22 protein-coding genes are annotated in these 26,407 nt (G+C 66.9%); 8 read left to right on the forward strand and 14 right to left on the reverse strand.

The annotated features are described in order from the left end of the window. Positions 1 to 71: 71 nt before the first annotated feature. A complete protein-coding gene (locus M3330_RS13280; RefSeq protein ID WP_247848111.1) occupies positions 72 to 2,471 on the forward strand; it encodes an excinuclease ABC subunit UvrA in 2,400 nt (799 codons plus the stop codon). Here M3330_RS13280 and M3330_RS13285 read toward each other — a convergent pair. From M3330_RS13285 to M3330_RS13325, 9 genes are all read right to left on the reverse strand, one after another. Further along, positions 2,461 to 3,702, reverse strand: coding sequence for a benzoate/H(+) symporter BenE family transporter (locus M3330_RS13285; protein WP_024102367.1), 1,242 nt, complete (start codon positions 3,700 to 3,702; stop codon positions 2,461 to 2,463). The genes M3330_RS13280 and M3330_RS13285 overlap by 11 nt on opposite strands. 12 nt (positions 3,703 to 3,714) lie before the next feature. After that, positions 3,715 to 6,444, reverse strand: coding sequence for a LuxR family transcriptional regulator (locus M3330_RS13290; protein WP_220666994.1), 2,730 nt, complete (start codon positions 6,442 to 6,444; stop codon positions 3,715 to 3,717). Beyond that, positions 6,441 to 7,784: an aromatic acid/H+ symport family MFS transporter gene (locus M3330_RS13295; protein WP_200358905.1), complete on the reverse strand. Its 1,344-nt coding sequence runs from the start codon at positions 7,782 to 7,784 to the stop codon at positions 6,441 to 6,443. Before M3330_RS13295 ends, M3330_RS13290 begins: the two co-directional genes overlap by 4 nt. Positions 7,785 to 7,884: 100 nt before the next feature. Beyond that, positions 7,885 to 8,682, reverse strand: coding sequence for a 1,6-dihydroxycyclohexa-2,4-diene-1-carboxylate dehydrogenase (locus M3330_RS13300; protein WP_006553153.1), 798 nt, complete (start codon positions 8,680 to 8,682; stop codon positions 7,885 to 7,887). After that, on the reverse strand, positions 8,679 to 10,298 hold the full coding sequence (gene benC, locus M3330_RS13305; RefSeq protein ID WP_019288829.1) for a benzoate 1,2-dioxygenase electron transfer component BenC: 1,620 nt from the start codon (positions 10,296 to 10,298) through the stop codon (positions 8,679 to 8,681). Before benC ends, M3330_RS13300 begins: the two co-directional genes overlap by 4 nt. 32 nt (positions 10,299 to 10,330) lie before the next feature. Continuing rightward, positions 10,331 to 10,834: a benzoate 1,2-dioxygenase small subunit gene (gene benB / locus M3330_RS13310; protein WP_006553155.1), complete on the reverse strand. Its 504-nt coding sequence runs from the start codon at positions 10,832 to 10,834 to the stop codon at positions 10,331 to 10,333. Positions 10,835 to 10,848: 14 nt separating this feature from the next. Next, positions 10,849 to 12,222, reverse strand: a complete 1,374-nt coding sequence (benA, locus tag M3330_RS13315; RefSeq protein ID WP_006553156.1) for a benzoate 1,2-dioxygenase large subunit — start codon at positions 12,220 to 12,222, stop codon at positions 10,849 to 10,851. 321 nt (positions 12,223 to 12,543) lie between these two features. Further along, positions 12,544 to 13,536 (reverse strand): 2Fe-2S iron-sulfur cluster-binding protein, encoded by a 993-nt coding sequence (locus tag M3330_RS13320; RefSeq protein ID WP_255024919.1) that lies wholly within the window; start codon positions 13,534 to 13,536, stop codon positions 12,544 to 12,546. A 2-nt stretch (positions 13,537 to 13,538) separates the two neighbouring features. Continuing rightward, entirely contained in the window at positions 13,539 to 14,750 is a 1,212-nt protein-coding gene (locus M3330_RS13325) for a cytochrome P450 (RefSeq protein ID WP_255024920.1), read from the reverse strand. Positions 14,751 to 14,915: 165 nt separating this feature from the next. Between M3330_RS13325 and M3330_RS13330 the strand changes: the two genes are divergently transcribed. Continuing rightward, the gene (locus M3330_RS13330) at positions 14,916 to 15,839 is read left to right on the forward strand and encodes an AraC family transcriptional regulator (RefSeq protein ID WP_112320135.1); all 924 of its coding nucleotides are present in this window, start codon (positions 14,916 to 14,918) and stop codon (positions 15,837 to 15,839) included. A gap of 77 nt (positions 15,840 to 15,916) precedes the next feature. Here the strand turns inward: M3330_RS13330 and M3330_RS13335 are convergent, their stop codons facing one another. The 3 genes from M3330_RS13335 to M3330_RS13345 form a co-directional block, all read right to left on the reverse strand. Then, positions 15,917 to 16,411 carry a hypothetical protein gene (locus tag M3330_RS13335; protein WP_006553160.1) on the reverse strand — a complete coding sequence of 165 codons (495 nt, stop codon included), beginning with the start codon at positions 16,409 to 16,411 and terminating at the stop codon, positions 15,917 to 15,919. Between the two features lie 90 nt (positions 16,412 to 16,501). Beyond that, positions 16,502 to 18,115, reverse strand: a complete 1,614-nt coding sequence (locus M3330_RS13340; RefSeq protein ID WP_006553161.1) for a 4-hydroxyphenylacetate 3-hydroxylase family protein — start codon at positions 18,113 to 18,115, stop codon at positions 16,502 to 16,504. Between the two features lie 34 nt (positions 18,116 to 18,149). Further along, the gene (locus tag M3330_RS13345) at positions 18,150 to 18,716 is read right to left on the reverse strand and encodes a flavin reductase family protein (protein WP_019288825.1); all 567 of its coding nucleotides are present in this window, start codon (positions 18,714 to 18,716) and stop codon (positions 18,150 to 18,152) included. A gap of 254 nt (positions 18,717 to 18,970) precedes the next feature. Between M3330_RS13345 and M3330_RS13350 the strand changes: the two genes are divergently transcribed. Continuing rightward, entirely contained in the window at positions 18,971 to 19,891 is a 921-nt protein-coding gene (locus tag M3330_RS13350; RefSeq protein WP_200360267.1) for an AraC family transcriptional regulator, read from the forward strand. A 10-nt stretch (positions 19,892 to 19,901) separates the two neighbouring features. On the opposite strand, the gene M3330_RS13355 is transcribed toward M3330_RS13350, so the two are convergent. Continuing rightward, positions 19,902 to 20,699, reverse strand: coding sequence for an IclR family transcriptional regulator C-terminal domain-containing protein (locus M3330_RS13355; protein WP_255024921.1), 798 nt, complete (start codon positions 20,697 to 20,699; stop codon positions 19,902 to 19,904). A gap of 190 nt (positions 20,700 to 20,889) precedes the next feature. Here M3330_RS13355 and catA point away from each other — a divergent pair, with 190 nt between their 5' ends. The 5 genes from catA to M3330_RS13380 all read left to right on the forward strand — a co-directional run bounded on the left by catA (position 20,890) and on the right by M3330_RS13380 (position 25,554). Continuing rightward, positions 20,890 to 21,741: a catechol 1,2-dioxygenase gene (catA, locus tag M3330_RS13360; RefSeq protein ID WP_006553165.1), complete on the forward strand. Its 852-nt coding sequence runs from the start codon at positions 20,890 to 20,892 to the stop codon at positions 21,739 to 21,741. A 151-nt stretch (positions 21,742 to 21,892) separates the two neighbouring features. Next, positions 21,893 to 23,020, forward strand: coding sequence for a muconate/chloromuconate family cycloisomerase (locus M3330_RS13365; RefSeq protein ID WP_006553166.1), 1,128 nt, complete (start codon positions 21,893 to 21,895; stop codon positions 23,018 to 23,020). Between the two features lie 37 nt (positions 23,021 to 23,057). Further along, on the forward strand, positions 23,058 to 23,339 hold the full coding sequence (gene catC / locus M3330_RS13370; RefSeq protein WP_006553167.1) for a muconolactone Delta-isomerase: 282 nt from the start codon (positions 23,058 to 23,060) through the stop codon (positions 23,337 to 23,339). 34 nt (positions 23,340 to 23,373) lie between these two features. Then, positions 23,374 to 24,510 carry an alkaline phosphatase family protein gene (locus M3330_RS13375; RefSeq protein ID WP_064852572.1) on the forward strand — a complete coding sequence of 379 codons (1,137 nt, stop codon included), beginning with the start codon at positions 23,374 to 23,376 and terminating at the stop codon, positions 24,508 to 24,510. Between the two features lie 75 nt (positions 24,511 to 24,585). Continuing rightward, entirely contained in the window at positions 24,586 to 25,554 is a 969-nt protein-coding gene (locus M3330_RS13380; RefSeq protein ID WP_006553169.1) for an alpha/beta hydrolase, read from the forward strand. A 4-nt stretch (positions 25,555 to 25,558) separates the two neighbouring features. On the opposite strand, the gene ygiD is transcribed toward M3330_RS13380, so the two are convergent. Then, the gene (ygiD, locus tag M3330_RS13385; RefSeq protein WP_019288822.1) at positions 25,559 to 26,401 is read right to left on the reverse strand and encodes a 4,5-DOPA dioxygenase extradiol; all 843 of its coding nucleotides are present in this window, start codon (positions 26,399 to 26,401) and stop codon (positions 25,559 to 25,561) included. Positions 26,402 to 26,407 lie beyond the last annotated feature (6 nt).

The following is a 26,407-nucleotide window of genomic DNA, read 5'->3' on the forward strand; positions in this document are numbered from 1 at the left end:
CGATCGGCCTTACTCTCCGATCGTCGCACCCGTTCCGCCCCGCATCCGTACGACCACTGGAGTCTTCGAACATGACCTCGACGAAGGACACACCGGCACATGCAGCGCACGTCGCCGACACCCACGATGCGATCCGGGTCCACGGAGCGCGCGTGAACAATCTCCGCGACATCAGCGTGGAGATCCCCAAGCGGCGATTGACGGTGTTCACCGGTGTCTCCGGCTCGGGCAAGAGTTCGCTGGTGTTCAGCACGATCGCCGCCGAGTCGCAGCGCCTGATCAACGAGACGTACAGCGCGTTCGTGCAGGGATTCATGCCGACCCTGGCCCGCCCGGACGTCGACGTGCTCGACGGCATCACCGCGGCGATCATCGTCGGCCAGGAACGGATGGGATCGAATCCGCGCTCGACGGTGGGCACCGCCACCGATGCCAACGCGATGCTTCGCATCCTGTTCAGCCGGGTTGCGGAGCCGCACATCGGTCCGCCCAACGCCTACTCGTTCAACGTGCCGTCGGTGCGGGCCAGTGGTGCGGTGACGGTGGAGAGGGGCGCGGGGAAGACCCAGGCCGAGAAGGTGACCTTCAACCGGCTCGGCGGCATGTGCCCGCGATGCGAGGGCAAGGGCAACATCTCCGATTTCGACCTGACCGTGCTCTACGACGACGGTCTCTCCCTCAACGAGGGCGCCCTGAAGATCCCCGGCTACAGCATGGACGGCTGGTACGGCCGGATCTACCGCGGCTGCGGCTTCTTCGATCCCGACAAGCCGATCGCGAAGTTCACCAAGCGGCAACTCCACGACCTGCTCTACAAGGAACCCACCAAGATCAAGGTGGAGGGCGTCAACGTCACCTTCGAGGGCCTGATCCCGAAGATCCAGAAGTCGTTCCTGTCCAAGGATCTCGACGCGATGCAACCGCACATCCGTGCGTTCGTCGAGAAGGCCGTCGTCTTCTCCACATGCCCGGACTGTGAAGGGACGCGTCTCGCCCCCGAGGCGCGGTCGTCGAAGATCGACGGCAGGAGCATCGCGGATGCGTGCGCGATGCAGATCAGCGATCTCGCCGAATGGGTGCGCGGACTGGATCTTCCGCAGGTTGCCCCGCTGCTGAAGAACCTTTGTCATCTGCTCGACTCCTTCGCGGACATCGGGCTGGGATATCTGTCGCTGGATCGTCCCACCGGCACCCTGTCCGGCGGAGAATCGCAGCGCATCAAGATGATCCGCCATCTCGGATCGTCGCTGACCGATATCACCTACGTCTTCGACGAACCGACGATCGGCATGCACCCGCACGACATCGCGCGGATGAACAACCTGCTGCTACAACTGCGCGACAAGGGCAACACCGTGCTCGTCGTCGAACACAAACCCGAGGCCATCGCGATCGCCGACCACATCGTCGATCTCGGCCCGCGCGCCGGCACCGAGGGCGGACAGGTGGTCTTCGAGGGCACCGTCGACGAACTGCGGCGTGCCGACACCCTCACCGGTCGTCACCTCGACGACCGGGCGTCGCTGAAACCGACGGTGCGCACCCCGAGCGGAGCCCTGAAGGTCCGCGGCGCAGACACGCACAACCTGCAGAACGTCGACGTCGATATCCCGCTCGGCGTGCTCGTCGTGGTGACCGGCGTGGCCGGATCGGGCAAGAGTTCGCTGATCCACGGTTCGGTGGCCGACGGCGACGGCGTGGTCACGATCGACCAGAGCCCCATCAAGGGCTCGCGTCGCAGCAACCCCGCGACCTACACGGGTCTTCTCGAACCGATCCGCAAGGCGTTCGCGAAGGCCAACGGTGTCAAGCCGGCCCTGTTCAGTTCCAACTCCGAGGGCGCCTGCCCGACCTGCAACGGCGCCGGTGTCGTCTACACCGACCTCGGGGTGATGGCCACCGTCGAATCGGTTTGCGAGGACTGCGAGGGCAAGCGCTTCCAGACCGCCGTGCTCGACTACACCCTGGCGGGGAAGAACATCGCCGAGGTGCTCGCCATGTCCGTCGCGCAGGCCCAGGAGTACTTCGCCGACGGCGAGGCACGCACCCCGGCGGCGTCGAAGATCCTGCAGCGACTGTCCGACGTCGGCCTCGGCTATCTGCGGCTCGGCCAGCCCCTGACCACCCTGTCGGGCGGTGAGCGGCAGCGGCTCAAGCTCGCCACCGCGATGGCCGAGAAGGGGGAGACCTACATCCTCGACGAACCCACCACGGGCCTGCACCTCGCCGACGTCGAACAGCTGCTCGGTCTGCTCGACCGGCTCGTCGAGTCCGGCAAGTCGGTGATCGTCATCGAACACCACCAGGCCGTGATGGCCCACGCCGACTGGATCATCGACCTCGGTCCCGGCGCCGGCCACGACGGTGGACGCATCGTCTTCGAGGGCACCCCCAGCGAACTCGTGGAGGAGCGGTCGACGCTCACCGGCGAGCATCTCTCCGAGTACGTCGGGGTCGGGGTCAGCGGCTGAAGTCCGGACGCTCCATCAGCCACGACACGGCCACACCCGCGACGAGCCCCCAGAACGCCGCGCCGATGTTCCAGACGGTGATGTTCGAGGCGGTGACCACGAACGCGACGAGCGCACCCATGGTGTGCTTGCTCGCGAACCCGGCCACGAAGGCGCCCTGCAACGCTTTGAGCATCGCCAGGCCGCCGAGAGTCGCGACGAACGAGGCGGGCGCGGCGATCATCCACCGGACGAACAGCGGCGCGAACAGTCCGAAGACGATCGCCAGCGTCCCGCATGTGATCGCCGCGGTGTACTGACGGGACCGTTCGCCCGACGACACGAGCAGCGCGTTGGTCGGTCCGGTCAGACAGGTCGACACGGCGCCGACGCACGCGGCAAGGAAGGACCACAGTCCGCACGCGATCGCCGAGACGTTGACGGGCGGATTGTGCCCGGCCGAGCGCAGCACCGCGATGCCTTGCCCGTTCTGCACCACCAGCACGGTGATCGCGAGCGGCACGACGAGTTCGAGGATCGCCGACCACGTGAACTGCGGGGCGGTGAACACCGGTGCGGCGAAGACCGCGCTGTCGGTCCCGGACGGTGAGAACCGGTCCGACAGCGCGACCGCGCCCACCCCGGCGAGCAGAGCGCCGAGGATGGGAGGCATCCACTTGCCGAGGACCGCAACGGAACTGAGCAGGAGGAAGACGATCACCATCGGTGCGGCGATGGCGACGTCGGAACCGAGCGCCGAAACCAGATCGATGCCGAACTTCAGGAACACCCCCGCGACCATCGCCATGACGATGGGCATCGGCAACGCTTCCATCACTCGGCGCACCAGTCCCGAGGCCCCCAGTACCGTCACGAGGGCCGCTGTCACGAAGAATGCGCCGACCACCTCCGCCCAGCTCAGGTGGGTGAGCGACCCGCCGACCAGCACGGTGCCGGGGATGGTCCAGAAGAACCCGAGCGGTTGCCGGTAGGCGACGCTCATCACGATGGTGAGCAGCCCGTTGAGGGCGAACACCCCGAAGATCCACGACGCCAACTGCGGTGCGCTCAGCCCGCCCGCGGCGCCGGCGGCGAGGATCACGGCGACCGGTCCGGTGCACGAGAAGACGAGCCCGATCAAGCCGTTCGCGGCGTATCGTGGGCCGAGATCCCGGAGTATCCCGCGCGGTCCGACGACGGGACGCACGGGGCGTTCGAACAGATCGGTCTCGGCGGTGGGGCGATCGTCCACGGCGGTCAATGATCAACCTCGATCCTGTTGTCGGAACTTCGCGGCGAGCTCGCTGCGCGAGCGGATGCCGAACTTCGAGTACACGCGGGTCAGGTGGTACTGCACGGTCTTGACGGACAGGAACAGCTCACCGGCGACTTCCTTGTTGGTGCGGCCCGACGCGACGAGTGTGGCCACGGCGCGTTCCTGCGGAGTGAGGGTCGTGAAATCCGAACGCGGGGTCTCGGTCTCGCCGTCGCCGGTACGAAGACCACCGGCCTTGAGTTCCCGGTCGCAACGTTCCACGTACGAGACGGCGCCGAGCGACGCGTACAGCTCACGGGCGGTGCGGATCACCGCGTCGGCGTCGCGGCGACGCCCCGCGCGGCGCATCGTCTGGCCGTACGCGAAGTTGATGCGTGCACGGTCGTAGGGCAGTGGCAGCGTGTCGATCTCGTCGAGTGCGTGTTCGAAAGCGTCGCGGGCGGCGTCGATGTCGCCGCGGGCTCCGAGGATGCGACCGCGCACGTAACCGAGGCGGGCCTTGGCGGAGCGGTGACCGCGTTCGGCGGCGAGTTCCTCGTGCGGCCGCAGGAATTCGTCCGCTTCGTCGACGCGTCCGGTGATCACGAGGGCGTTGCCGTAGAGATCCGGCCACGGCCAGTGGCCGGGTTCGTCGACGGCGCCCCGCTCGCGCATGGTGACGATCGGTTCCAGATAGCGCAACACGCTCGTGTAGTCGGAGACGACCTCGGCGCACTGCGCCAGGCACAGGCAGGCCGGTACGAGCATGAGCGGGTAGTCGTTGTTCCCGGCGCGGGCACGGTGGGCGTGTTCCCGTGCCGCGGTCCAGTTCCCGCGCAGCGCCTGGACCTGGGCGCCGGTCCAGTGGACGAGCGGTCGGAGCAGATCGAGTTGTGTCGCGTCGAGCTGCGCCGCCGCGCGATCGACGGTGCGCAGCGCGTCGGACCACGCACCGAGCGCGAATTGTGTTCGCGCGAGCCAGGCCTGCGCCCACAGCGAGATGCGCAGCGACCCGCCGCGGAAGATGGTCGGTTCGGCCGCCTCGAGTTCGGTCCGGGCGAGATCGGGCCGGTCGAGCACCAATGCGAGCCACCCCTCGGCCATGCGGATGCGCTGGCTCTGCGCTCCGAGTCGGATGACATCGGACAGAGCCGAATACGACTCGACGGCCTCATCGACGCGACCGGTCATCGCCAGCCCGAGTCCGCGGATGGCCCGGGACTCGACGACGGGTGGAGCCGTCTCGGGGAGGGTGTCCGCGGCACGATCGGCCCACAGGACAAGATCGTCGCCGCGCAGCCGTGCCAACGAATGCAACACCATGCGTTGCGAAATCGTCGCGGCGAGTTCGGGTTCGGATTCCGGATCGTCGAGCATCGACCACGCTTCGGTGAGAAGGTGGTGCGCTTCCGCGGCCCGCCCCCGCTGGATCGCGAGATAGCCGAGCACGGCGTTGCGCATCGGTCCGCTCGGCACGCTCTCGATCTCGGGGACGAACGTCTGGGCCTGGGGTAGGTCCGCCGCACCGGTCAGTGCGTCGACACCGCGGATCATCCTGCGGGTCCGTAGTTCTCGGTCGAGAGTGATACGGCTCGCGGTGATGAGCGCTTCGGCCGCTTGGGACCAGGCGCCGTCGGCGGCGCATCGCCGGGCGTAAGCGTCGAGGTCGGCGGCGAGTTCCTCGTTTCCGGTCGGTGTCGCGGACACCAGGTGGAACAACCGGGCGCCCTCGTCGTCGACGAGCGAAGCGGCCCGCGCGTGCAGGCTGTGCCAGCGGGCCGGGCCGATCTCGTCGGCCACGGCGGCGCGGGTCATGGGATCGGGGAACGACAACGACACCACGCCCCGCTGTTCACGCATCGTGAGCAGACCGAGCCGGTGGGCCTCGTCGAGCGGCCCGGTCGTGTCGCCGACCTCGGCGAGTTCGGCGACGAGCGCGAGGGATTCGGTGGCTCCCCGTGTCGCGGCGGTGTCCAGGACGGCGACCGATTCGACGAGCGCGCGCGTGTCCGGTGAACACCGGGCAAGGATGCGACCCACTTTCCCCGCGTGTTGTCTCGGTGCTGGGAAACGCGCCTGCCAGCGGTGCCATTCGTCGCGAGGGATCTCGTCGAGAAGCTGCAGGATCGAGCGGGTGTTCCCGAGCGTGTGTTCCTGCAGGCGACGCGCCGTCCACGCGGACAGGTCGACGCCGATGCGATGCAGTGCGAGTTGCGCGACATCCGGGGGCGCCAGCGCGCCGACGTGGAGGGTGTCCACGCGGTGGCTGTTCGAGAGGAGGTCGGCGGTCGCCGGGGCGACATCGTCGGGAAGCACGTCGGGCACGATCCAGATCATGAGCAGGGGACGTCCGTGCGCTCGCCTCAGCGACGACGACAGCGACTGCAACGACTCGGCATCCGCGTAGTGCGCGTCGTCGACGACGATCACCGTCGCGTCGTCGATCCGGTCGAGGAGCGTGCGTGCCGCCTCCACCGGGTCGCCCGCCGTGACGGTGTCACCGAGCAGCTGTTCGAGCACGGACCACGGATGGCCGGCTTCCCAGCGGGCCCCGGTCGCGTCGTGTACGGCGAGGTCGTCGTGGCGAGCGACGAAATGCGAAACGAGGGAGGATTTTCCGACGCCGGACGCCCCCTCGACGAGGACCAGCGAGGGGACACCCGCGCGGGCTTCGTCGAGGAGGCGTTCGAGTTGCAACAACTCGGAGTTCCGGCCGATCAGCACAACGTTGTCCGTCACACATCCACGGTAGTCGGCACGGGGCGATCGGAACTGCGGACCGGCGAGACGGACTGGACCGGGCGGGGCACGAACCACGTGACCAGACCACCGGCGAGCGCGATACCCGCGAAGATGTAGAAGTTCACGTTGTTCGCGAAGCCCGCGCCGATGAGCAGACCTCCGATGACCGGGCCGACGATGCCGCCCAGGCGGCCGAAGCCGGCGCACCACGCCACGCCCGCGGCGCGGGCGGGGGTGTCGTAGTAGTTGGACACGAATCCGTAGATGAGCACCTGGGTGCCGATCGTGCCCGTACCGGCGATCGCGACGGCGGTGAGCAGCACCGGCAGCGGGAAACCGAGCGTGAGCAGCACGAGGGCCACGGCCGCGAGGAAGAAGGTGGTGACGATGACGGACTGCGGTCCGCGGCCGTCGGCGACCTTCGAGGCGAGCAGGCCGCCGAGGATGGCGCCGCCGTTGAGGACGAGGAGGAAGGCGAGCGAGCCGTTGGCGTTGTAACCGGCGTCGGCCATGATCTTCGGCAGCCAGGTGTTGAGGCCGTAGGTGAGCAGCAGACCGGCGAAGCTCATCATGCCGAGCAGTCCCGTACCGAGGGCGTACTTGCGGGTCGCGAGTGCCGCGAAACCGATCTTCTCGGTGGAAGCGACAGGTGCTGCGGACGGCAGCGGGAAACCGAACTCCTCGCACACACGCTGCGCCTCGTCGGAGCGTCCCCGCGACTGCAGCCAGGCGGGCGACTCGGGAAGCTTCATCAGTGCCAGCGGGAGCAGGATGAGCAGCGGCAACGCGCCGATGAGGAACAGTCCGCGCCAGCCGATCGCGTCGCGCAGCAGGATCGCGAGCAGCGAGGCCATCACACCGCCGGCGGGGACACCGCTGTAGACGATGGCGTTGAACAGGTTGCGCTTGCCGGGCGGAGCGAACTCGGCGACCACAGCTCCGGCGGTGGCGACGAGACCGCCGACGCCGATGCCGGTGAAGAAGCGGAGCGCGCCGAACATCGTGATGCTCGTGGAGAAGGCCGCCGCACCCATGCCGACGGAGAACCAGACGATGTTGATCAACATCATCTTCCGGCGGCCGACGCGGTCACCGAACGCACCGGTCAGCAGCGCGCCGACCATGACGCCGATGAGCGCGTAGGAGCCGAGGGCACCACCCTGCTGGGCGGAGATCTCCCCGAGCTGGGTCGGATCGGCCATCAGGGTCGGAAGGACGGTGCCGTACACGACGAGGTCGTAGCCGTCGAAGATGATCGCGAGGGTGGCGAGCGCGACGATCCAGATGACGCTGCGCCGATGTTGTGGACTGGCCCAGGTCTGCGTGGCGTGGGGCATGCGTTGCTCCGGTCTGTGGGTGGAGTCACAAGAGGATTCGGGGAGAAAAGTGGCCTCACCGGGGGGACTGGCGCCTCCGGTGAGGCCGAGCGAGGGGCGGTCAGCCCAGATCGCCGCCGGCGACGGGAAGAACCGTGCCGGTGATGTAGGAGGCCTCCTCGGAGGCCAGGAAACAGATCGCGGCGGCCTGCTCGTCGAGCGTGCCGTACCGCTTGAGCAGGGAGGAATCGACGGTCTGGTCCACGATCTGCTGGTACCAGGCCTTCTCCTGCTCGGACTGCGGCGACGGACCGCGCGCGATCCGCCGCTCGGGAGCGACGGTGCCGCCCGGGGCGGTCGCCACCACGCGGACCCCGTAGGGGGCGAGTTCGAGGGCGAGCGACGCGGTGATCGCGTTGACCCCACCCTTCGCCGCCGAATACGGCACGCGGTTGACGCCGCGGGTCGCGACCGACGAGACGTTCACGATCGTGCCGGCGCGTCGCTCGATCAGATGGGGAGCGGCGGCGCGACACGTCCACAGAGTGGGGAACAGCGACCGCCGGATCTCCTTCTCGATCTCCTCCGGCGCATAGTGCTCGTACGGCTTGGCCCAGATCGTGCCGCCGACGACGTTGATCAGCACGTCGATGCGGCCGGTGGTGCGGACGGCGTGGGAGATCGCCTCCTCCGCGCCCTCGAAGGTCTCGAGATCCGCCGTCACCGAATGCGCCTTGCCGCCCGCCTCGCGCAGCTGCTCGGCCACCTCGTGGACGAGATCCGCGCGGTCGACGAGCACGACCTCACCGCCCTCGGCGGCGATGCGGGTCGCCACCGTGAGACCGATGCCCTGCGCGGCGCCGGTGATCGTCAGGCACCGTCCGTCGAACCGGCCCGGGAAGATCTTCGTTTCGATCATGAGGAGACACCTGCTGGGGCACCGCTGGCGATGGCGCGACGCATCGTCTCCTTGGCGTGCTGCGAGTGGACGACGATCAGGTCGCGCGCGGCGGCCTTGTCGCCCTTCTCGAACGCCTCGACGAGCTGCAGGTGCTCGTCGACGATGTGCTCCTCGATCCACTGCGCGTCGCGCAGGACCTGCTTCATCAACCGGGTGACCTCGAGCTTGTTGTAGGCCTCGAGCAGCACCGGGTTGGTGCAACAGCGGAAGAGGAACTCGTGGAAGGCCGCATTGGTGTCGGTGAACGCCGCGGCGTCGGTGAAGTGGTCGCCTTCGACCGACGCGCCGGACGCCTCGGCGAGGATGCGGAACTCGACGAGCTGCTCCGGCGTGAGCCGGCCGATCGTGAGTTCGACGACCCCGAGTTCGAGGGCCATGCGGGCGTCGAACTGCTCGTCCGATTCGGCGACGGGCGGATGCTCCTCGCCGATCTCGTAATTGCCGGGCTCGGGGTTCTCGAGCACCACCGGACGACCGGTCTCGGCGGCAGCCTTCTCCGCCGCGGCCTTCTCGGCGTCGGTGGCAGCGGGTGCGGTTGCCCCACCCGGGGTGGCCGAGGTGTTGAACTTCTCGAAGTAGAAGTTCGTCGGCTCGATACCGTTCTCGGACAGGTGGTTACGCACCGCCTCCACCATGGGCGGCGGACCGCACAGGTAGATGTCCACATCACCGTCGTTGAGGTGCGACGGCTCGAACAGACCCGTCACGTATCCCTTGTTCGGGGCGGACGACGCTTCGTCGGCGACGCAGTAGTCGAACGTGAAGTTCGGCAGCCGCTTCGTGTACTCCTCGAGCGCGTCGAGTTCGACGAGATCGTGATCGAAGGTGACACCGTAGATCAGGTGCACCGGCTGGTCCGAGCCGTCGGCCTCGATCTTCGACAGGATCGACAGCAGCGGCGCCAGGCCGGTACCGCCGGCGAGCAGCAGCGACGGGCGCTTGCGCTCGCGCAGGAAGAAGCTGCCGAATGGGCCGGTGAACTCCAGGGTATCGCCGACCTGCGCGCGGTCGCGCAGGTACTCGGACATCAGACCGTCCTCGGTGATCTTCACGAGGAACGCGAGCGAATTCTCGTGCGGGCCGGTGCTGAACGAGTACGAGCGGGTCGCCGGCTTACCGGTGCCGTCGTCGCTGCCGGGCACGCCGATGTTGACGTACTGACCGGGCAGGAACACCAGATCGTCACGGTTGTCGATCTCGACGGTGAACCCGACGACGCTCTCGGAGTAACGGCGCAGATCCGTGATGGTCGCGCTGTACGAGGCGGCCGCGGTCTTCGCGACATCGGAGGTGCTCGCGATCTGCACCACCAGATCGGATTCCGGCATCATCTGGCACGGCAGGCAGTAACCCTGCTCGGCCTCTTCGTCGGTGAGGGCGTCCTCGATGTAGTCGCCGCCGTCGTAGCTGCCCGATTCGCAGAAGGCCTTGCAGGTTCCGCACGCGCCGTCGCGGCAGTCGAGCGGAATGTTGATGCGTGCCTTGTACGAGGCGTCGGCGACGGTCTCGTTCGGGTTGACCTTGATGAAGCGGGTGACCCCGTCCTCGAAGCTCAATGCCACCTGGTAAGCCATGGCACGTGCCTCCTTTCGTGATCGGGGTGGAACTAGACGACGTAGACGTCGACGATGTGGTGGATGTAGTCGTTCTTCAGGACGATCTTCTTCTTCTTGATCACCGGCTGTGCGCCTGAGACATCGAGGGTGAGGAAGGTGGTCCCGAAGTAGGTGTCGGTGGTGTTGTAGCGGAAGTACAACGAGAACCAGTTGTGCCGCAGGTCGATTTCGGTGCCGCGACGCTCGAGGATCTCGACGTTGGTGATGTTGTGTCCTGTGCGGGGTTCGGGCAGCGAGGTCGCCGACGAACGGTCGGTGCGGATGCGGAACACCCGGTCCTCGAGGCCGCCGCGATTCGGGTAGTAGATCAGCGAGATCTCGGTCTGCGGGTTCTCGGTGAGAGCACCGTCGTCGTCCCAGGCCGGCATCCAGTACTCGGCATCGGGGTGGTAGCACTCGAGCCACTGCTCGAACTCGCGGTCGTCGAGCAGTCGGGCCTCACGGTAGAGGAACTGTTCGATGTCGGTCTGCGTGAATTCGTGTACGGCAGTCATGATTCCGGTTCCTCTCAGAGCGCGGACGGGTCGGCGGCGGAACTCTCGGCGGCGATGGCCTCGCGCATCGCTTCGAGCCAGTAGCCGTGCTGGATCGGGTACAGGCCTTCGTCCTCGGTCTTCACACCGCTCGACAGCACCTTCGTCATGCCGAGATCCTGAGCGACCTCGTCGGGTCCGTTGAGGATGTGGGTTGCACCGCGGCTCATGTCGTTCCAGGGCGCAGCCGATGCGAGGTAGGTCTTCTGGCAGGAGCGGAACTCCTCGAGATCATCCGGGGTGGCCATGCCGGTCGCGTTGAAGAAGTCCTCGTACTGACGGATCCGGTTGGCGCGGGACTCGGCGCTCTCACCCTTCGGTGCGATGCAGTAGATCGTCACCTCGGTCTTGTCCACGGAGATCGGGCGGAAGTGCCGAATCTGCGAGGAGAACTGGTCCATGATGTACACGTTCGGGTACAGGCACAGGTTGCGCGACGCGCCGACCATGAACTCGGCCTTCTTCTCGCCGAACTCCTTCGCGAGTTCGTCCTTGCGCGGGTACAGCGGACGGTCCTCGGGGTTGCCCCACCACATCCACAGCAACAGGTGGCCGTGGTCGAACGAGTAGTAGCCGCCGCCCTGCTTGCCCCAGGTGCCGGCGTCCATCGCCTTGGTCTCGTTGCTGGACTCACCGGCAGTGCGGCGCGCGGTGGTCGCGGCATAGTTCCAGTGGGTGGCCGAGACGTGGTAACCGTCGGCGCCGTTCTCGGCTTGCAGCTTCCAGTTGCCGTCGTAGGTATAGGTGGACGAACCGCGCAGCACCTCGAGGCCCTCGGGGGACTGGTCGACGAGCATGTCGATCATCTTCGTGGTGTCACCGAGGTGGTCCTCGAGCGACTTGACGTCGGGATTCAGGCTGCCGAACAGGAAACCGCGGTAGCTCTCGAAACGAGCGACCTTCCGCAGGTCGTGGCTGCCGTCGGTGTTGAACTGCTCGGGATAGCCGGCGTCGCGGGGATCCTTGACCTTCAGCAGCTTTCCGTTGTTGCGGAACGTCCAGCCGTGGAAGGGGCACGTGAAGGTGGTGCGGTTGTCGGTCTTGCGACGGCACAGCATCGCACCGCGGTGGCTGCACGCGTTGATCAGGCAGTGCAGCTCGCCTTCCTTGTCGCGGCTGATGACGACGGGCTGGCGGCCGATATACGTGGTGAAGTAATCACCGACGTTCGGGACCTGGCTCTCGTGGGCGAGGTACACCCAGTTGCCCTCGAAGATGTGCTTCATCTCGAGTTCGAAGATCTCCTCGTCGGTGAAGACGTCACGGCGGATCTGGTACCGCCCGGTGCTCGGGTCTTCGACGAGTGCGCCGTCGAGGCGAGTGCGCACGTGCTCCACGATGTCGGTCATGGGATCCTCCAGGTATCGGCTTCGTTCCCGGGACGGACAGGGCGTGTCCGACGCGGCCGAGCCTGTACTGAAGATTCGTGGTGACCGGGGTCTTTCTCCGGTCCGGCTCGACGCGATGTGTCCGGCGATATCTCCACGATGACAGCCTGTGGCTACGGTCACACCAGGCAAGTACCTAGGGATACCTAGGACCCCTGGGTGGGGGTCGGAAGGCCCTCGAGCGACCGGAGGCGGAAAGACCCCTCGACACGGCCGTACCGCCCGTGCGCATCGCGGTGCCGGAGCAGCGCGTGCGTACGAGCGGTACGGGGATGAGGGTATTCAGCCGGCCGGGGTGAACCGTTCGCGCCGGATGCGTCGCGGCGACATGCGGCGACGCTTGAACGCCTTCACCGATGCCTCGACGAACGCGTCCGATCCGCAGATGTAACCGGTGAACTCCTTCGCGGACGCGACGTCCTCGAGGAAAGCGTCGGTGACGTATCCGTCGCGGTCTCCGCCGCTCTCCCTGCTCACGCAGGTGATGTAGCGGAAGCCGGGATGGCGGGTCTCCAGTTCGCGGAGGAAGTCGACGTCGTACAGGTCCGCGCAGGTACGGACCCCGTGGTAGAGCAGGATCTGCCGGTCGGGGACGAGGGAGAGCGCCTGCCGGACGATGGCCTCGAGCGGGGCGAGGCCCGTCCCACCGCCGAGCAGGACGATCGGGCCGGTGCCCTCCAGGTCGAAGGTGAAGTCGCCGTACGGGCCGGTGACGGTCACGCGGTCACCCACGTCGATGCGCTCGAAGACCCATTCGCTCGCGACTCCACCGGGTTGCCGGCGGATGTGCAGTTCGAGCTCTTTGGCCTCGGAGGGCGGATTCGCGAGTGAGTACTGCCGTCGGATCTCGGTCCCGGGAACTGTCACCTCCACGTACTGCCCGGCCGAGAACTCGAGCGGTTCGTCGGCGGTGAGCAACACCTTGCGTGTGTCGGCGGCGATGTCGCGTACCTCGGCGACGGTGACGACGACGTCGCGCAGCACGTGCGTGCCGGCGGGTTCCTCCGTTGCGGAGGTCTCGAAGGCGACGTCGCCGCGCGGGGTGGCCTGGCACGCGAGGACGAATCCGGCCGCGAGTTCGTCGGCGGTGAGCGTCTCCTCCGGCGAGTTCCGATGATCGAGTTCGCCGTCGAGGACCTTGATCTTGCAGGTGCCGCAGGTTCCCTGGTTGCAGGAGTTGGGCATCCAGTTGCCGTTGCGCAGGAACGCTTCCAGCACCGTCCGACCGGGTTCGCAGGGAACGACGCCGGTGCCCGCGGTGAGTGTGTACGGCATGGTCAGATCTCCCACCGGGCGTGCAGGGTCTTCGGGCCGCGGAAGCCCCAACCCCAGAATTCGACGTCCTCGGAAGTGCCCCGCTCGAGATTGGGGATGGTCTCGAGCAGTTCTTCGAGACCGATGCGGCTCACGTTGTTCGCGAAGTAGATTCCCGCGCAGGCATGCTTGCCGGCACCGAAGGCGAGGTGGGGGAGCGGCGGGCGGGTCAGGTCGTAGCGGCTGGGGGCGTCGAACACGTCGATGTCGTGGTTCGCCGACCCGTAGGACAGCATGACCACCGACCCTTCGCTGATCTCGATTCCTGATACGACGGTGTCGCGCTTGGCGATACGTGCGGTGCCGGACCAGATCGGGGCGGTCCAGCGCATCCCTTCGGCGATCGCGCGGGGGATGAGTCCCGGTTCGTCCACCACGGCTTCGAACTGTTCGGGGCGGGTGAACAGGCCTGCCAGGGTGGAACTCATGGCGTGTCCCGGTTCCTGCATGGCGCCGAGGAGGAAGACGTACAGCGTCGGGTAGATGTAGTCGCGGTCCCGCGTCTGCCCTTCGGGCATCCCGTCGTGCAGCCAGTGCGAGATGGCGCTGTCGTCGGGATGCTCGATCCAGTGGTCGATCAGCGGGTCGACGACGGAACGGATCTCCTCCTTGGCGCGGTCGCCCTCGTCGAAACGTTCCTGGTTCAGAAAGTTTCCGTCCTCGTCCATCGCTGCGTTGGTGAACGAATCCGACAGTTTGTGGAACCATTCGCGCAGTTTGTCCGAACTGACGTCCTTCAGTCCGAGGAGATCACCGAGCGACCGCACACTCACCGGCTCGCAGAACTGGGCGACGAGATCGGCCCTGCCGTCGGACTCGAACGCCTCGACGTAGCGTCGTGCGATCGGGCGGACGAGATCCTCGATCCAGCGGTCCACCTCGGCGGGCTGGAGGGCGGGTTCGACCATCGACCGCAGGTCGCGGTGGATGTCGCCGTTGACGCCGATGATCGCGGGATGACCGAAGGTGCGGCCACCGGCGGGGGTGATGATGCCGTCGAAGTCGTCGCCGGCCGCGACCGCACGGCACGCTTCGGTCGTGGACGCTACGTAGGCGCCGAGGACGGGCACGAAGGCGACCGGAGCTTCGGCACGCAAGCGCTCGTAGACCGGGTACGGATTGCGCTCGAGTTCTTCCATGGTGATCTCGTCGAGCCACGAAAGGGTGCTGGTCATCGGTGTACCTCCGGGTCGGGAGCCGTCCGGCGACGGCCGGGCCGTTGTTGACGTGGCCAGGACCATACGAGTCGGCCGACGGGCCGGTCGATGCACATTGCGCGGTCCCTGGACGAATCACGCGACTATGTGATCCAGGTCTCGGAAGCGGTTAGTCTCGAAGGCGTGAGTGTGCCCGAGATCGAGGACTGGGACGACGCCTCGCGCGTCGTGGCGGACGTGTACTTCCCGCACCGATTGACGGACCTCGGAAAGGTGGATCGTCCTGAGCTCGAATTGGTCTCGGCCGATCTCGGAGGTGTCACGATCGGTCGGATGGGCTGGGGAGCGGACGTCGCGATCGAATGCGAGTATCCGGGCGCCTACGAGGTGAACATACCGCTGAGCGGGCGGCTCGAATCGCGGGGGCGCTCGGGCACCGTCGTCTCCGAACCCGGCTCGGCGACAGTCTTCCGCGCGGACACCCCGTCGCTCATCACACGGTGGGACGCCGAATGTTCGGTCCTCGGAATCAAGTTCGATCGAGAACATCTCGAACGCGAAGCGGACCGCATTCTCGGTGGTCCGTTGCGGTCGCGCCTCGAACTTCCCGACCGCCTCGATCTGCGGGGGTCGGCGCAGGAATGGCACCGTCTCGTGGCAGCGCTGAGCGAGCAGCTCGCCGGGCCGACCCGGGTGCTCACGAATCCTCTCGTGTCGGCCCAGCTCGGCGGTGCGGTCACCACGGCCTTCGTCCTGGCGGTCGCGCCGGCCGACGAAATGTCACCGGCACCCCGCCCGGGCATGGTCCGGCGGGTGTTGAATGCTCTGCAGGAGGATCCGGGTCGTGTCTGGACGGCAGCCGACATGGCGGAGATCGCCGGAACCAGTGTGCGCAGGTTGCAGGAGGCGTTCTCCGAGTACGTGGGCAGCAGTCCGTCCGCGTGTCTGCGCGACATCCGGCTCGATCGCGCCCACGCGGATCTTACTGCCGGGGGAATCACCGTGGCAGATGTGGCTTTCCGGTGGGGTTTCGGCCATCCGGGGCGTTTCGCCGCCGCCTTCAGGAAGCGGTACGGCGTCACCCCTACGGAAGTCCTGCGGGGCTGAACGCATGCGGATTCGGACGCACGTATGCGGGTGACGACCTCGTGGTCGTCACCCGCTCGTGCGTCCTCCCGGACGGCTCAGCCGAACCAGAGGATGGGTGTGGGCCGATCGAACGAAAGCTCAGGGTAGTCGTCGTCCGCCACCGGCGTCCGCAGCCGCCGCTCGACGTAGTCCAGACCGTTGCTGCGCATGTATTCGATGCAGGACACCGTGTACCCGACGGAATCCGTGCGCGTACTGACGATGGGGCGGAACAGATTCGGGAAGCCGTGCACCGTCAAGGCATCGCGCTCGAGCGCGGCGCCGTCTCGGCCCTGCAGTGTGAGGCCGCCGTGCCCGTCTACGACGAACTTCGCTCGGCCGACGACGGTGCCGCCGATGAGGATCTCCCACCGATGGTCGATGTCGTCGTAGCGGACGGCGCTCGCGGTGCCGATCTCGTGGACCGCCAGCCGTAGTTCGTCGCGCAACCGGGCCGAGACCCGATGGGAGGCGAAGGAGCGTCCGAGGACTACCGCGTCGAATTCCGGTGCAGGGGGATGGGACACGGAGGTCGAAGCGGTCGTGGTCATCTCGGACGCTCCTTCGCGGTGGGTGGAGGTTGGGGGCCGCGCGCGGACGGGCAGGAGAACGGAGATCATCCGCCCGCGCGCGGGAGTCGGTTACTTGTAGAACGCGCTGACGTCGGAGTTGCCGATCAGGTCGGGCACGGTCCAGCCGTCGAGGTCGTACTCACTCATGAACTGCTCCGCGAAGCCCTTCATGGAGGCGACGTCACCGCGGCTCTCGGCGGCGAACAGCAGCTCGGCCTTGACGTTCTCGTGGTTGCCGGCATAGTTCCGTTCGTACAGTTCGTGGCGGCCACCGAACTCGGAGCCGATCGAATCCCACAGTGCCTTCATGACCTTCACGCGGTCGACCGCCTGGATGCCGTCGGAGCCGCGGACATACTTGTCGAGGTAAGGACGCACGTCCGGGTTCTTGAAGTCGGCGGCGGACGAGGGCAGGTAGATCAGGCCCGAGGCGACGTCCTGCTCGATGATCTCCTTGATGCGCGGGTAGCCCTGCATCGCGAACATGCGGTAGGTGAGGCCGTATTCGAGCTTGGGGATTACAGTGCCGTCGATCCACGGCTCCGGGTTGTTCACCATGGAGTCGGTGAGCGACCAGAACAGGTTGCGCCAGCCGATGACCTCACCGACACGGGTCTGCACGCCGCGGAATCCGCCGGCGCCGGTGGCGTCGAGAGCCTTCATGAGGAGACCGGCGATGAAGTCGAGCTTGACCGCGAGTCGCGTGCAGCCCTGCAGCGTGAAGCGCTGGAGGAAGCCGGAGCCGCCGAGGAAGTTGTTGATCTTCTCGACGTCCCCGTACATGAAGACGTTCTCCCAGGGCACGAGCACCTTGTCGAAGATGAAGATCGCGTCGTTCTCGTCCATCCGCGAGGAGATCGGGTAGTCGAACGGGGAGCCGACGATGTTCGCGTTCTGAGAGTAGGAGGCGCGCGAGATGAGCTTGATGCCGGGTGCGTCCATCGGCACCGTGCAGATCAGCGCGAATTCCTTCTTCTTGATCGGCAGACCGTAGTGAGCGATGAAGTTGTAGTTCGTGATGGCCGAGCCGGTCGCGACGACCTTGGCGCCGGAGACGATGAGGCCGGCGTCGGTCTCCTTCTCGACCTTCATGAACACGTCGCCGACCTGGTCCGGCGGTAGCTGACGGTCGACCGGCGGATTGATGATCGCGTGGTTCCAGTACAGGACCTTCTCCTGCGACTCGCGGTACCAGCGCTTCGCGTTGTCCTGGAAGGGCGAGTAGAACTCGTCGTTCGCGCCGAGCGTGCCGAGGAAGGACGCCTTGTAGTCGGGGCTGCGGCCCATCCAGCCGTAGGTCAGCCGTGCCCAGGTGGCGATGGCGTCGCGGTCGGCCCGCAGGTCGTCGGCGGACTTCGGGGTGCGGAAGAACGGCATGGTCACGCCGCCGTTGCCGGTGTCGGTGGGGGCGGTGAGGGTGTTGACGTGCTCACCGGTGTGGAGGGCGTCGTAGAGGCGCGCCGTCATCCGGATCGAGTTGCGGAAGGCCGGATGGTTGGTGAAATCCTTGACTCGCTCACCGTGCAGGTAGATCTCGCGACCGTCGTCGATGGAGGCGATGTACTCGTCGCCGGTCATGGGGCGGGAGGCGAAGTTCTTCTGCTGGTTGGCCGGGGAGTCCGCGGCGACGTTCACCTTGGAACGATCGAGGGTCTCCGAGGGCCGGGGTTCGGTGGTGGTCATGAAATTTCTCCTTGTCCGGGGGAGTGGAAGATGTTCAGGCGTGGGCTGCGGCGAGGTGGAACGGCACGAAGCGGGTCTGCGAGTCGAACCATCCGCTGTGCGGATCGTCGAGCGAGCCGTTCCACGCGGTGGACGTGCTCGGGGCGCCGAGATCATGGAAAGTGCTGCGGTAGAACAGGAGCGGGTCGACCGTCTCGTCGAAGGTGGCGTCGACGATCTCGCCGATGTAGATGATGTGGTCGCCGCCGTCGTATTCGCGCCAGGGCGTGCACGACAGTGTCGCGGCGGTGCCGGCGAGGATCGGGGCGGTGGGGCCCTGCTCCCAGACCGGCTCGGGCGACTGGGGGCGTCCTGCGAAGTGCAGTGCAGTGTCGAGCTGGTTTGCGGCGAGGATGTTGACCGCGAACGGCGCGTCGGACAGGAACCGGCAGGCCTTGGAGGTGCGGGTCAGGGTGACCTGGCACAGGCGGGGCTCGAGCGAGACGGCGGTGAAGGCGGTGACGGTCGCGCCGTGGGGCTCTCCGTCGCTGTTCGCGCAGGTGATGACGGTGACGCCGCTGGCGAACTGTCCGAAGATATTGCGGAGTGTGCGCTGATCCATGTCTGCGTCCTCCTGTCCGGTGCGGGTTGTGGTGGACTTCGATTCGATGTGACACAGACCATATGGACGTCGTGGAACTTGTGCGATCCAGTGAGCGCGGTCACTATCCACCTAGCGCGGTGAGTGGGCCGAAGGGCCCTGTTTGCCTGGGGCCGTGTTCCGCATCACACTTGATCGCACGCGCTCGAACCACACGGATGCGCAGGTCGGAGCGCCGACGACGAGCTGGAAACGAAGGTGAGGGGCCGATGGCAATGGAGCCGACTCCGGGGCCGGTCGATTGGGAAGAGGTGGAAGAGGCTGTCTCGAATGCCTATTTCGAGCACGAACTGACGCCGCTCGACGACGTCGCGCCCTCGCTCCGGCTCCGCACACTGCCGCTCGGGCCGATCCGTCTCACGCGCATCGGTTGGGGAGCGGCGGTGTCGATCCGCAGCGAACATCCCGGGGCGTACGCGGTGAACATTCCGATCGCCGGTCGGATCGCCGCCGGCAACGGGTTGGTGTCGGAGGTCGGGCACGCCGCCGTCTTCCGTCCCGACACCGCAGCTCCGGAACAGAAGTGGACGAACGACTGCGAGATCGTCGGGATCAAGCTCGAACGCGACTATCTACAGCGCGAGATGTCGCGCATCCTCGCCCGTCCCGACCTGCAGCTCCCGAGTCGGGTGGATCTGACGACGCAGGCGGGCCAGAGCTGGATGACGCTGTTGCGCTCGGTCGTGGAACAGCTCAAAACGGACGAATCGCTCTGGCGGAATCCGCTTGTCTCGGAGCAGTTGTCGGGTGCTCTGACGACCTCGTTCATCCTCGCGGTCATGCCGGAGGACGCGGATCCGACCGGCGGGGCGCGCCCGCGCATCATCAAGCGTGTCCTCGACCGGTTGCACGAGGATCCCGCCTCGGCGTGGACCACCGCCGAGATGGCCGAGGTGGCCGGGGTCAGCGTGCGGCGCCTGCAGGAGGGGTTCCGCGAATATCTCGGGGTGTGCCCGCGCGACTATCTGCTCGACCTGCGCCTCGAGCGCATCCACGAGGAACTCGCGGTGGGCGATGCGGCGGAACTGTCGGTCACCGATGTGGCTCTGAAGTGGGGTATCACCCATACCGGCCGGTTCGCGGCGGCCTACAAGCGTAAGTACGGGGTGGCACCGTCGGTCACGCTGCGTGGATGATCGAGGGCCGTCAGTTGTGGTGGTAGCCGAGCTCGCTGCTGAGCCTTTCGGCGCAGTTCACGACCCTTTTCGTAGCGAGATCGCAGAACGAGTCGAGGGTGTGCCGACCGGTCGACGTCGAGCACGCGAGCACTCCCACGGCATAGCCGGAGGGGTCGAAGACGGGAGCGGCGATCGTGATGAGCCCTTCCTCGAGTTCGGCGGAGGTGATCGCGTAGCCGCGGTTGCGCACGTGGGCCAGTTCGGCACGCAGGTCGTCGGGGTTGTCGATCGTCGCGCTCGTGAATCGTACGAACTCGGTTTCCTCGAGCACGCGATCGACGATGTCGCGTGGTGACCAGGCCAGCAGCGCCCGACCCATCGACGTCGCGTAGGCGGGGACGCGGGTGCCGACGGAGACGTTGATGCTCATGATCCGGCGGACCGGGACGCGTGCGGCGTAGACGACCTCGGTGCCGTCGAGTACGCCGAGGGATGCGGATTCGTTGGCGTGCTCGGCGATCTCGACGAGTTTCGGCAATGCCGAGTCCACGAGAGTGTGGGATTCGGTGTAGTGCCGGCCGATACTGAGCACGCGTGGAGTGAGCGACCATCTCGTGCCGTGCGAGGTGACGTAGCCGAGTTTCTGCAGGGTCAGCAGGATCCGGCGGACCGCGGGTCGCGACAGGCCGGTCTTGGCGGCCAGCTCGGCCAGGCTGGGGTTCGGGTCCTTGTCGTCGAAGGCGTGCAATACCGCGAAACCACGTTCGATGCTCTGGATGAAGTCTCGATCGTTGCTAGGGCCATTACCTAGGTCGATGCTCGGCATCCTGCCTCCTACCTGCGTACTTGTTGATACTGCCCGATCCGGTGTTGACAAGCTGTGTGACACCACGCACAGTATGTGATGTACGCACTGCGATACACAAGTACGCACAGCGTACTGACCGGTGATCACCGCAGCCCCTGTGTCGCACCGGCCCCACACTTCCGATAGTTCAGTCCCCACGAGGAGAGCCATGACCACCATGGAGAACCCCACCGCCCACGGGTCCGGCAACGCTGCGACCGACAAGTTCAAGTCCGAGCGGGTCACGTCCGACACCTCGGTCGAGCGTGCGTCGGCGATCTACCAGGACGTGATCGGGGCTTTCGCCGACATCATCCAGAAGCACCAGGTGACCTACGACGAGTACCGGGTGCTCAAGCAGTGGCTCATCGACGTGGGTGAATACGGCGAGTGGCCGCTGTGGCTGGACGTCTTCCTCGAGCACGAGATCGAGAAGGTGCACTACAACCGCAAGGGCTTCACCGGCACCAAGGGCTCCATCGAAGGCCCCTACTACGTCCCGGACAGCCCGAAGCTCCCGGCCAAGTGCACGATGCCGATGCGCGAGAAGGACAAGGTCGCGCCGCCGCTGGTCTTCAAGGGCCAGGTCACCGACCTCGAGGGCAACGGCCTGCATGGCGCCACCGTCGAGCTGTGGCACGCCGACGAAGAGGGCTTCTACTCGCAGTTCGCCCCCGGTATCCCCGAGTGGAACCTGCGCGGCACCGTCGAGGTCGACGAGAACGGCAACTTCGAGATCACCACGCTCAAGCCGGCTCCCTACAAGATCCCGGCCGACGGACCGACCGGCTGGTTCATCAGCTCCTACGGCGGACACCCCTGGCGTCCGGCCCACCTGCACCTCATGGTGAAGGCTCCCGGCAAGCGCGCCATCACCACCCAGCTGTACTTCAAGGGCGGCGAGTGGGTCGAGGACGACGTCGCCACGGCCGTCAAGCCCGAGCTCATCCTGGATCCGCAGCCCAACGCCGACGGCATCGACGAAGTGACCTACAACTTCGTACTCGACCCCGAAGCGTGATCCGCACCGCGGAAACCGCCCGATCCGGCCCCCGCGCGCGAGTCGGTTCTGCGTAACGAATGCCGGTGCCCCACTGGGGTACCGGCATTCGTGCTGAATGCAGGGTCGACGTATTCCCCGTCACACCCCGATCCGATTGTGAGCAATTCCGATGTCCGACCCCGATCTGAAGATCGCCTCCGTCACCACGACGATCATCGATGTACCGCTGATCCGACCCCACAAGTTCGCCACCACCACCGCCGAAGCGCAGCCGATCCTGCTCGTCGCGGTGACCACCGAGGGCGGCGTCACCGGTTACGGTGAAGGCGTCGTGCCGGGCGGGCCGTGGTGGGGCGGCGAATCGGTCGAGACGATGCAGCAGATCGTCGATCGCTACATCGGGCCCTACATCATCGGACGCGGAGTCGACGAGATCAGTGGCGTCATGGTCGATATCGAGCGCATCGTCGCCAACGCGCGATTCGCGAAGGCCGCCGTCGACGTCGCGATGCACGACGCGTGGGGACGCGCGCTGGGTGTGCCGGTCGCGTCGCTGCTCGGCGGTGCCTTCCGGACCGGCGTCGACGTGCGGTGGGCGCTCGGCGCCGCGCCGCTCGAAGAGATCGTCGAGGAGGTCACCCACAAGCGTGAGCAGCGTCTGAACTACTCCTTCAAGCTCAAGATGGGTGCGCTCGACCCGGCAGTCGACACCGATCGTGTCGTCAAGATCGTCGAGGCGTTCGGCGGCGAGGTCGGATTCAGCATCGACGTCAACGCCCGCTGGGACCGTTTCACCGCGCTGCGCCACGTCCCGCAGCTCGTCGACGGTGGAGTCGAGCTCATCGAACAGCCCACTCCCGCAGATCAACTCGACGTGCTCGCCGAGATCAACCGACGCGTCTCGGCGCCGGTGATGGCCGACGAGTCCGTGCAGACCCCGCACGACGCGTACGAGGTGGCCAAGCTCGGCGCCGCCGACGTCGTCGCGCTCAAGACCACCAAGTGCGGCGGACTGCAGCGCAGCAAGCAGGTCGTCGCCGTCGCGAAGGCGGCCGGCCTGCGGTGCCACGGTGCGACCTCCATCGAAGGCCCCATCGGGACCGCCGCGTCCGTCCACTTCGCCTGCGCCGAACCGGGGATCGACTACGGCACCGAACTGTTCGGTCCGCAGTTGTTCGCCGTCGAACTGCTGCAGGAGCCGCTCGACTACTCCGAGGGCCAGGTGCACCTGCCCGAGGGGCCGGGACTCGGCGTCGAACTCGACATGGACGTCGTGAAGAAGTACGCGCGTTCCTGATTCGCGCTCTCGTCAGAACAGAAGAAGGAGAAACATCATGGCACTGTTCCACGTTCGGATGGACGTCGACATCCCCCGCGATCTGGACCCCGACGTGCGCGCCGAGACCGTCGCGAAGGAGAAGGCCTACAGCCAGGATCTCCAGCGCCAGGGCAAGTGGCGGGAGATCTGGCGGATCGTCGGCCAGTACAGCAACATCTCGATCTTCGACGTCGAGTCGGCCGACGAATTGCACGAGATCCTGTGGAACCTGCCGTTGTTCCCCTACATGAACATCGAGGTCATGCCGCTGACGAAGCACGGCTCCGACATCAAGTGACCCTCGGCGCAGGCGAGTGGCTCATACTCGGGTTATGAGCCTGCCACTGCGCGACGTCTACGCCGAGCCGACCCTCGCCGACCTGATGCCTTCGGTGCTCTCGTCCGCGGGGGTCGCCGGTGAGACCAACCGACTCGATCTCACTCCCGTCGATCACACCGTCGTCCTACTCGTCGACGGGATGGGATGGGAGCTGCTGCAGCGCAACGCGAAAGCCGCTCCGTACCTGACGCAGGTGCCGGGGAGACCGATGCGTGCCGGCTTCCCGACGACCACCGCCGTCAGCCTCGCTTCCCTCGGGACGGGGCTGCCGTCCGGCCTCCACGGCATCACCGGTTACCAGTCGTACGTCGACGAGATCGAGGCCCCGGTCAACTGGCTCCGCTGGACCCTCGCCGGAACCGCGATCGACCAGCGCGACGATCTTGTACCCGAGACCGTGCAGCCCCACCCGACGGTGTTCGAACGCGGCCGCGAGGCGGGCCTGACCGTCACCACCGTCGTGCCGAATGCCTTCGAGGGCAGCGGCCTCACCCGGGCCGTGCTGCGCGGCGGCAACTTCGTCGGGGTCTCCGCCTACGGCGATCTGCTCGCCCAGGTCGTCGCCGCGGTGAGCGCCGGCGACCGCAGCCTCGTCTACTGCTACATCGGCGAGGTCGACACCCTCGGACACGTCTACGGACCGGAGTCCGCGGCGTGGCTCGCGCAACTCACGGTGGTCGATCGTTTCGTCGAGCAACTCGCCGACGCGCTGCCGACCGGCACCCGCCTGCTCGTCACCGCCGATCACGGCATGGTCGACGCCTCGCGGGGTCGCCGCATCGACTTCGACCACACCCCGGGTCTCGGTGAGGACGTCACCGTCATCGCCGGGGAACCGCGGTGCCGCCACATCTACACCTACCACGTCGACCGGGTCCTCGAACGCTGGCGCAACGAACTCGGCGACCACGCGTGGGTCGGCACCCGCGACGACGCGTTCGCGGCGTGCCTGTTCGGATCCGATCCCGATCCGGCGCTGGCCAAACGGATCGGCGACATCGTGGCCGTCGGACGCGGCGAATCGACGGTGATCCGCAGCGACGGCGAGCAGGTCATGTCGAACCTTCCCGGGCAGCACGGGGCGTTGACCGACGAGGAACTGCTCGTGCCGCTGCTGCGGATCGGGTGACGCGTTCGAGGTCCGGGGCCGCCGGGTGTCGGAACTCTCGATGCCCGAGACGTATCGGTCACATAGTGTGTGCACATGCGTACCGATGCGGTGACCTGGCACGACCGCAGCAGTAGGGTCGCGCTGATCCTCCTGTGGGTGGTCCGGATCCTCTTCAAGCCGATTCTGAGTCTCTGGCCGAGCAACGACTTCGGCATCGCCGTGCTCGGCCGGCTGTCGTGGGTGGTCGACAGGATCACGCCCACGCCGCGCGCCGTGCACGTCACGCAGACCGAACTCGGCGGAGTGCCCGGTGAGCGGATCATCTCCCCGAAGCCGGTCGACGATCCGCTCGACGACGCCACCATCCTCTACTTCCACGGCGGCGGCTTCATCTTCTGCGGCCCGTCCACCCACCGTCAGCTGTGCGTGCAGCTCGCGCTCGATTCCGGTGCCCCGGTGTACTCGATGGACTACCGGCAGGTGCCCGCGGTGCCGATCGCAGGTTCGGTGCAGGACGCGATGAACGCGTACACCGCTCTGCTCGAGGTGGCCGACGATCCCACGCGCATCGTCGTCGGCGGCGACTCGGCCGGCGGTTATCTCGCGGCGAAGGTCGCCGAACTCGCCGCGCGTCGCGGCATCCAGCGACCGGCCGCGGTGATCGGGTACTCGCCGCTGCTCAACCTCGACCTAGACAAGCACGACCCGAAGTACATGGCGAGGGACGCCTACCTGCCCATCAAGGCACTCGGGAAGATCAGTCCGCGCTGGTTCGCCGGGGAAGAGGCGATCGAGGGCGAGACGAACCCTGTCGACGCCGATCCGGCGCTGTTCCCTCCCATGTTCATGTGCGCCGCCGAATACGAGCTGACCAGGCCGGACGTGGAGATCATGACCGAACGACTCGCGTCGGCGGGACGCACCGTGGAGACACATCTGTGGCGCGGGCAGATCCACGCATGGCCGGTCCTGGCCCGCGCGATCCCCGAAGCCATGGAACTGATCGGGCTCAGCACCCGGTTCGCGCGACGCGCGATCGTCGCAGTGGACGACGCCGCCTGAACGCTCACAGGTTGGTGTCGGGCGGCTCCGGGCTCTCGGGCAGTCCGGCGCCGTGGCCGTCCCCGTCGCGCGGCGGACAGTTCCCGCCGACGGCGTAGGACGTCATCGACAGCGATCCGTATTCGACACCGTCGACGAGGGTCTCCGGTTGCTCCCCGGACTCGGCGGCCAGACCCGCGACGTACAGCAACGGCAGGAAATGATCGGGGGTCGGCACCGCGTGGCGGTAATCGGGGTGCTCACCCAGTGCCGCGGCGTCACCGGGACGGTCGCGCAGAACGGCGAAGGCATCCTCGTCGAATCGGTGCGCCCAGTCGAACCCCGCGCCCGGGCGTCGCGGATCCATCGTGCCGAGGTTGTGGACGACGTTGCCGCTCGCGACGATCAACACCCCGCGATCGCGGAGTCCGGCGAGACGGGCTCCGAGTTCGACGTGATAGTCGAGCGGCTTGTAGGCGTTGAGGCTGAGCTGCACCACCGGGACATCCGCCTCCGGGAAGGCGTGGGTGAGCACCGACCAGGTGCCGTGGTCGATACCCCACGAGTCGACGTCGGCACCCACCCACGTCGGGTGGACGAGGTCGGCGATCTCCTCCGCCAGTTCCGGAGCACCGGGCGCCGGATACTCGACGTCGAACAACTCCTGCGGGAACCCGAAGAAGTCGTGGATCGTGCGCGGCGACCGCATCGCGGTCACCGCGGTGGCGTTGATGAACCAGTGGGCGGAGATCGCCAGGATCGCGCGGGGCGTCGGCACGGATCGCCCGAACGCCGCCCAGGCCTGCGTGTACCGATTCGATTCGAGCGCGTTGAGCGGACTGCCGTGGCCGACGAACGCGACCGGCATGCGTGA

Origin of the sequence: Rhodococcus sp. GA1 (genome assembly GCF_024321955.1) — a bacterium.
In the GTDB taxonomy this organism is placed as follows: domain Bacteria; phylum Actinomycetota; class Actinomycetes; order Mycobacteriales; family Mycobacteriaceae; genus Rhodococcus; species Rhodococcus pyridinivorans.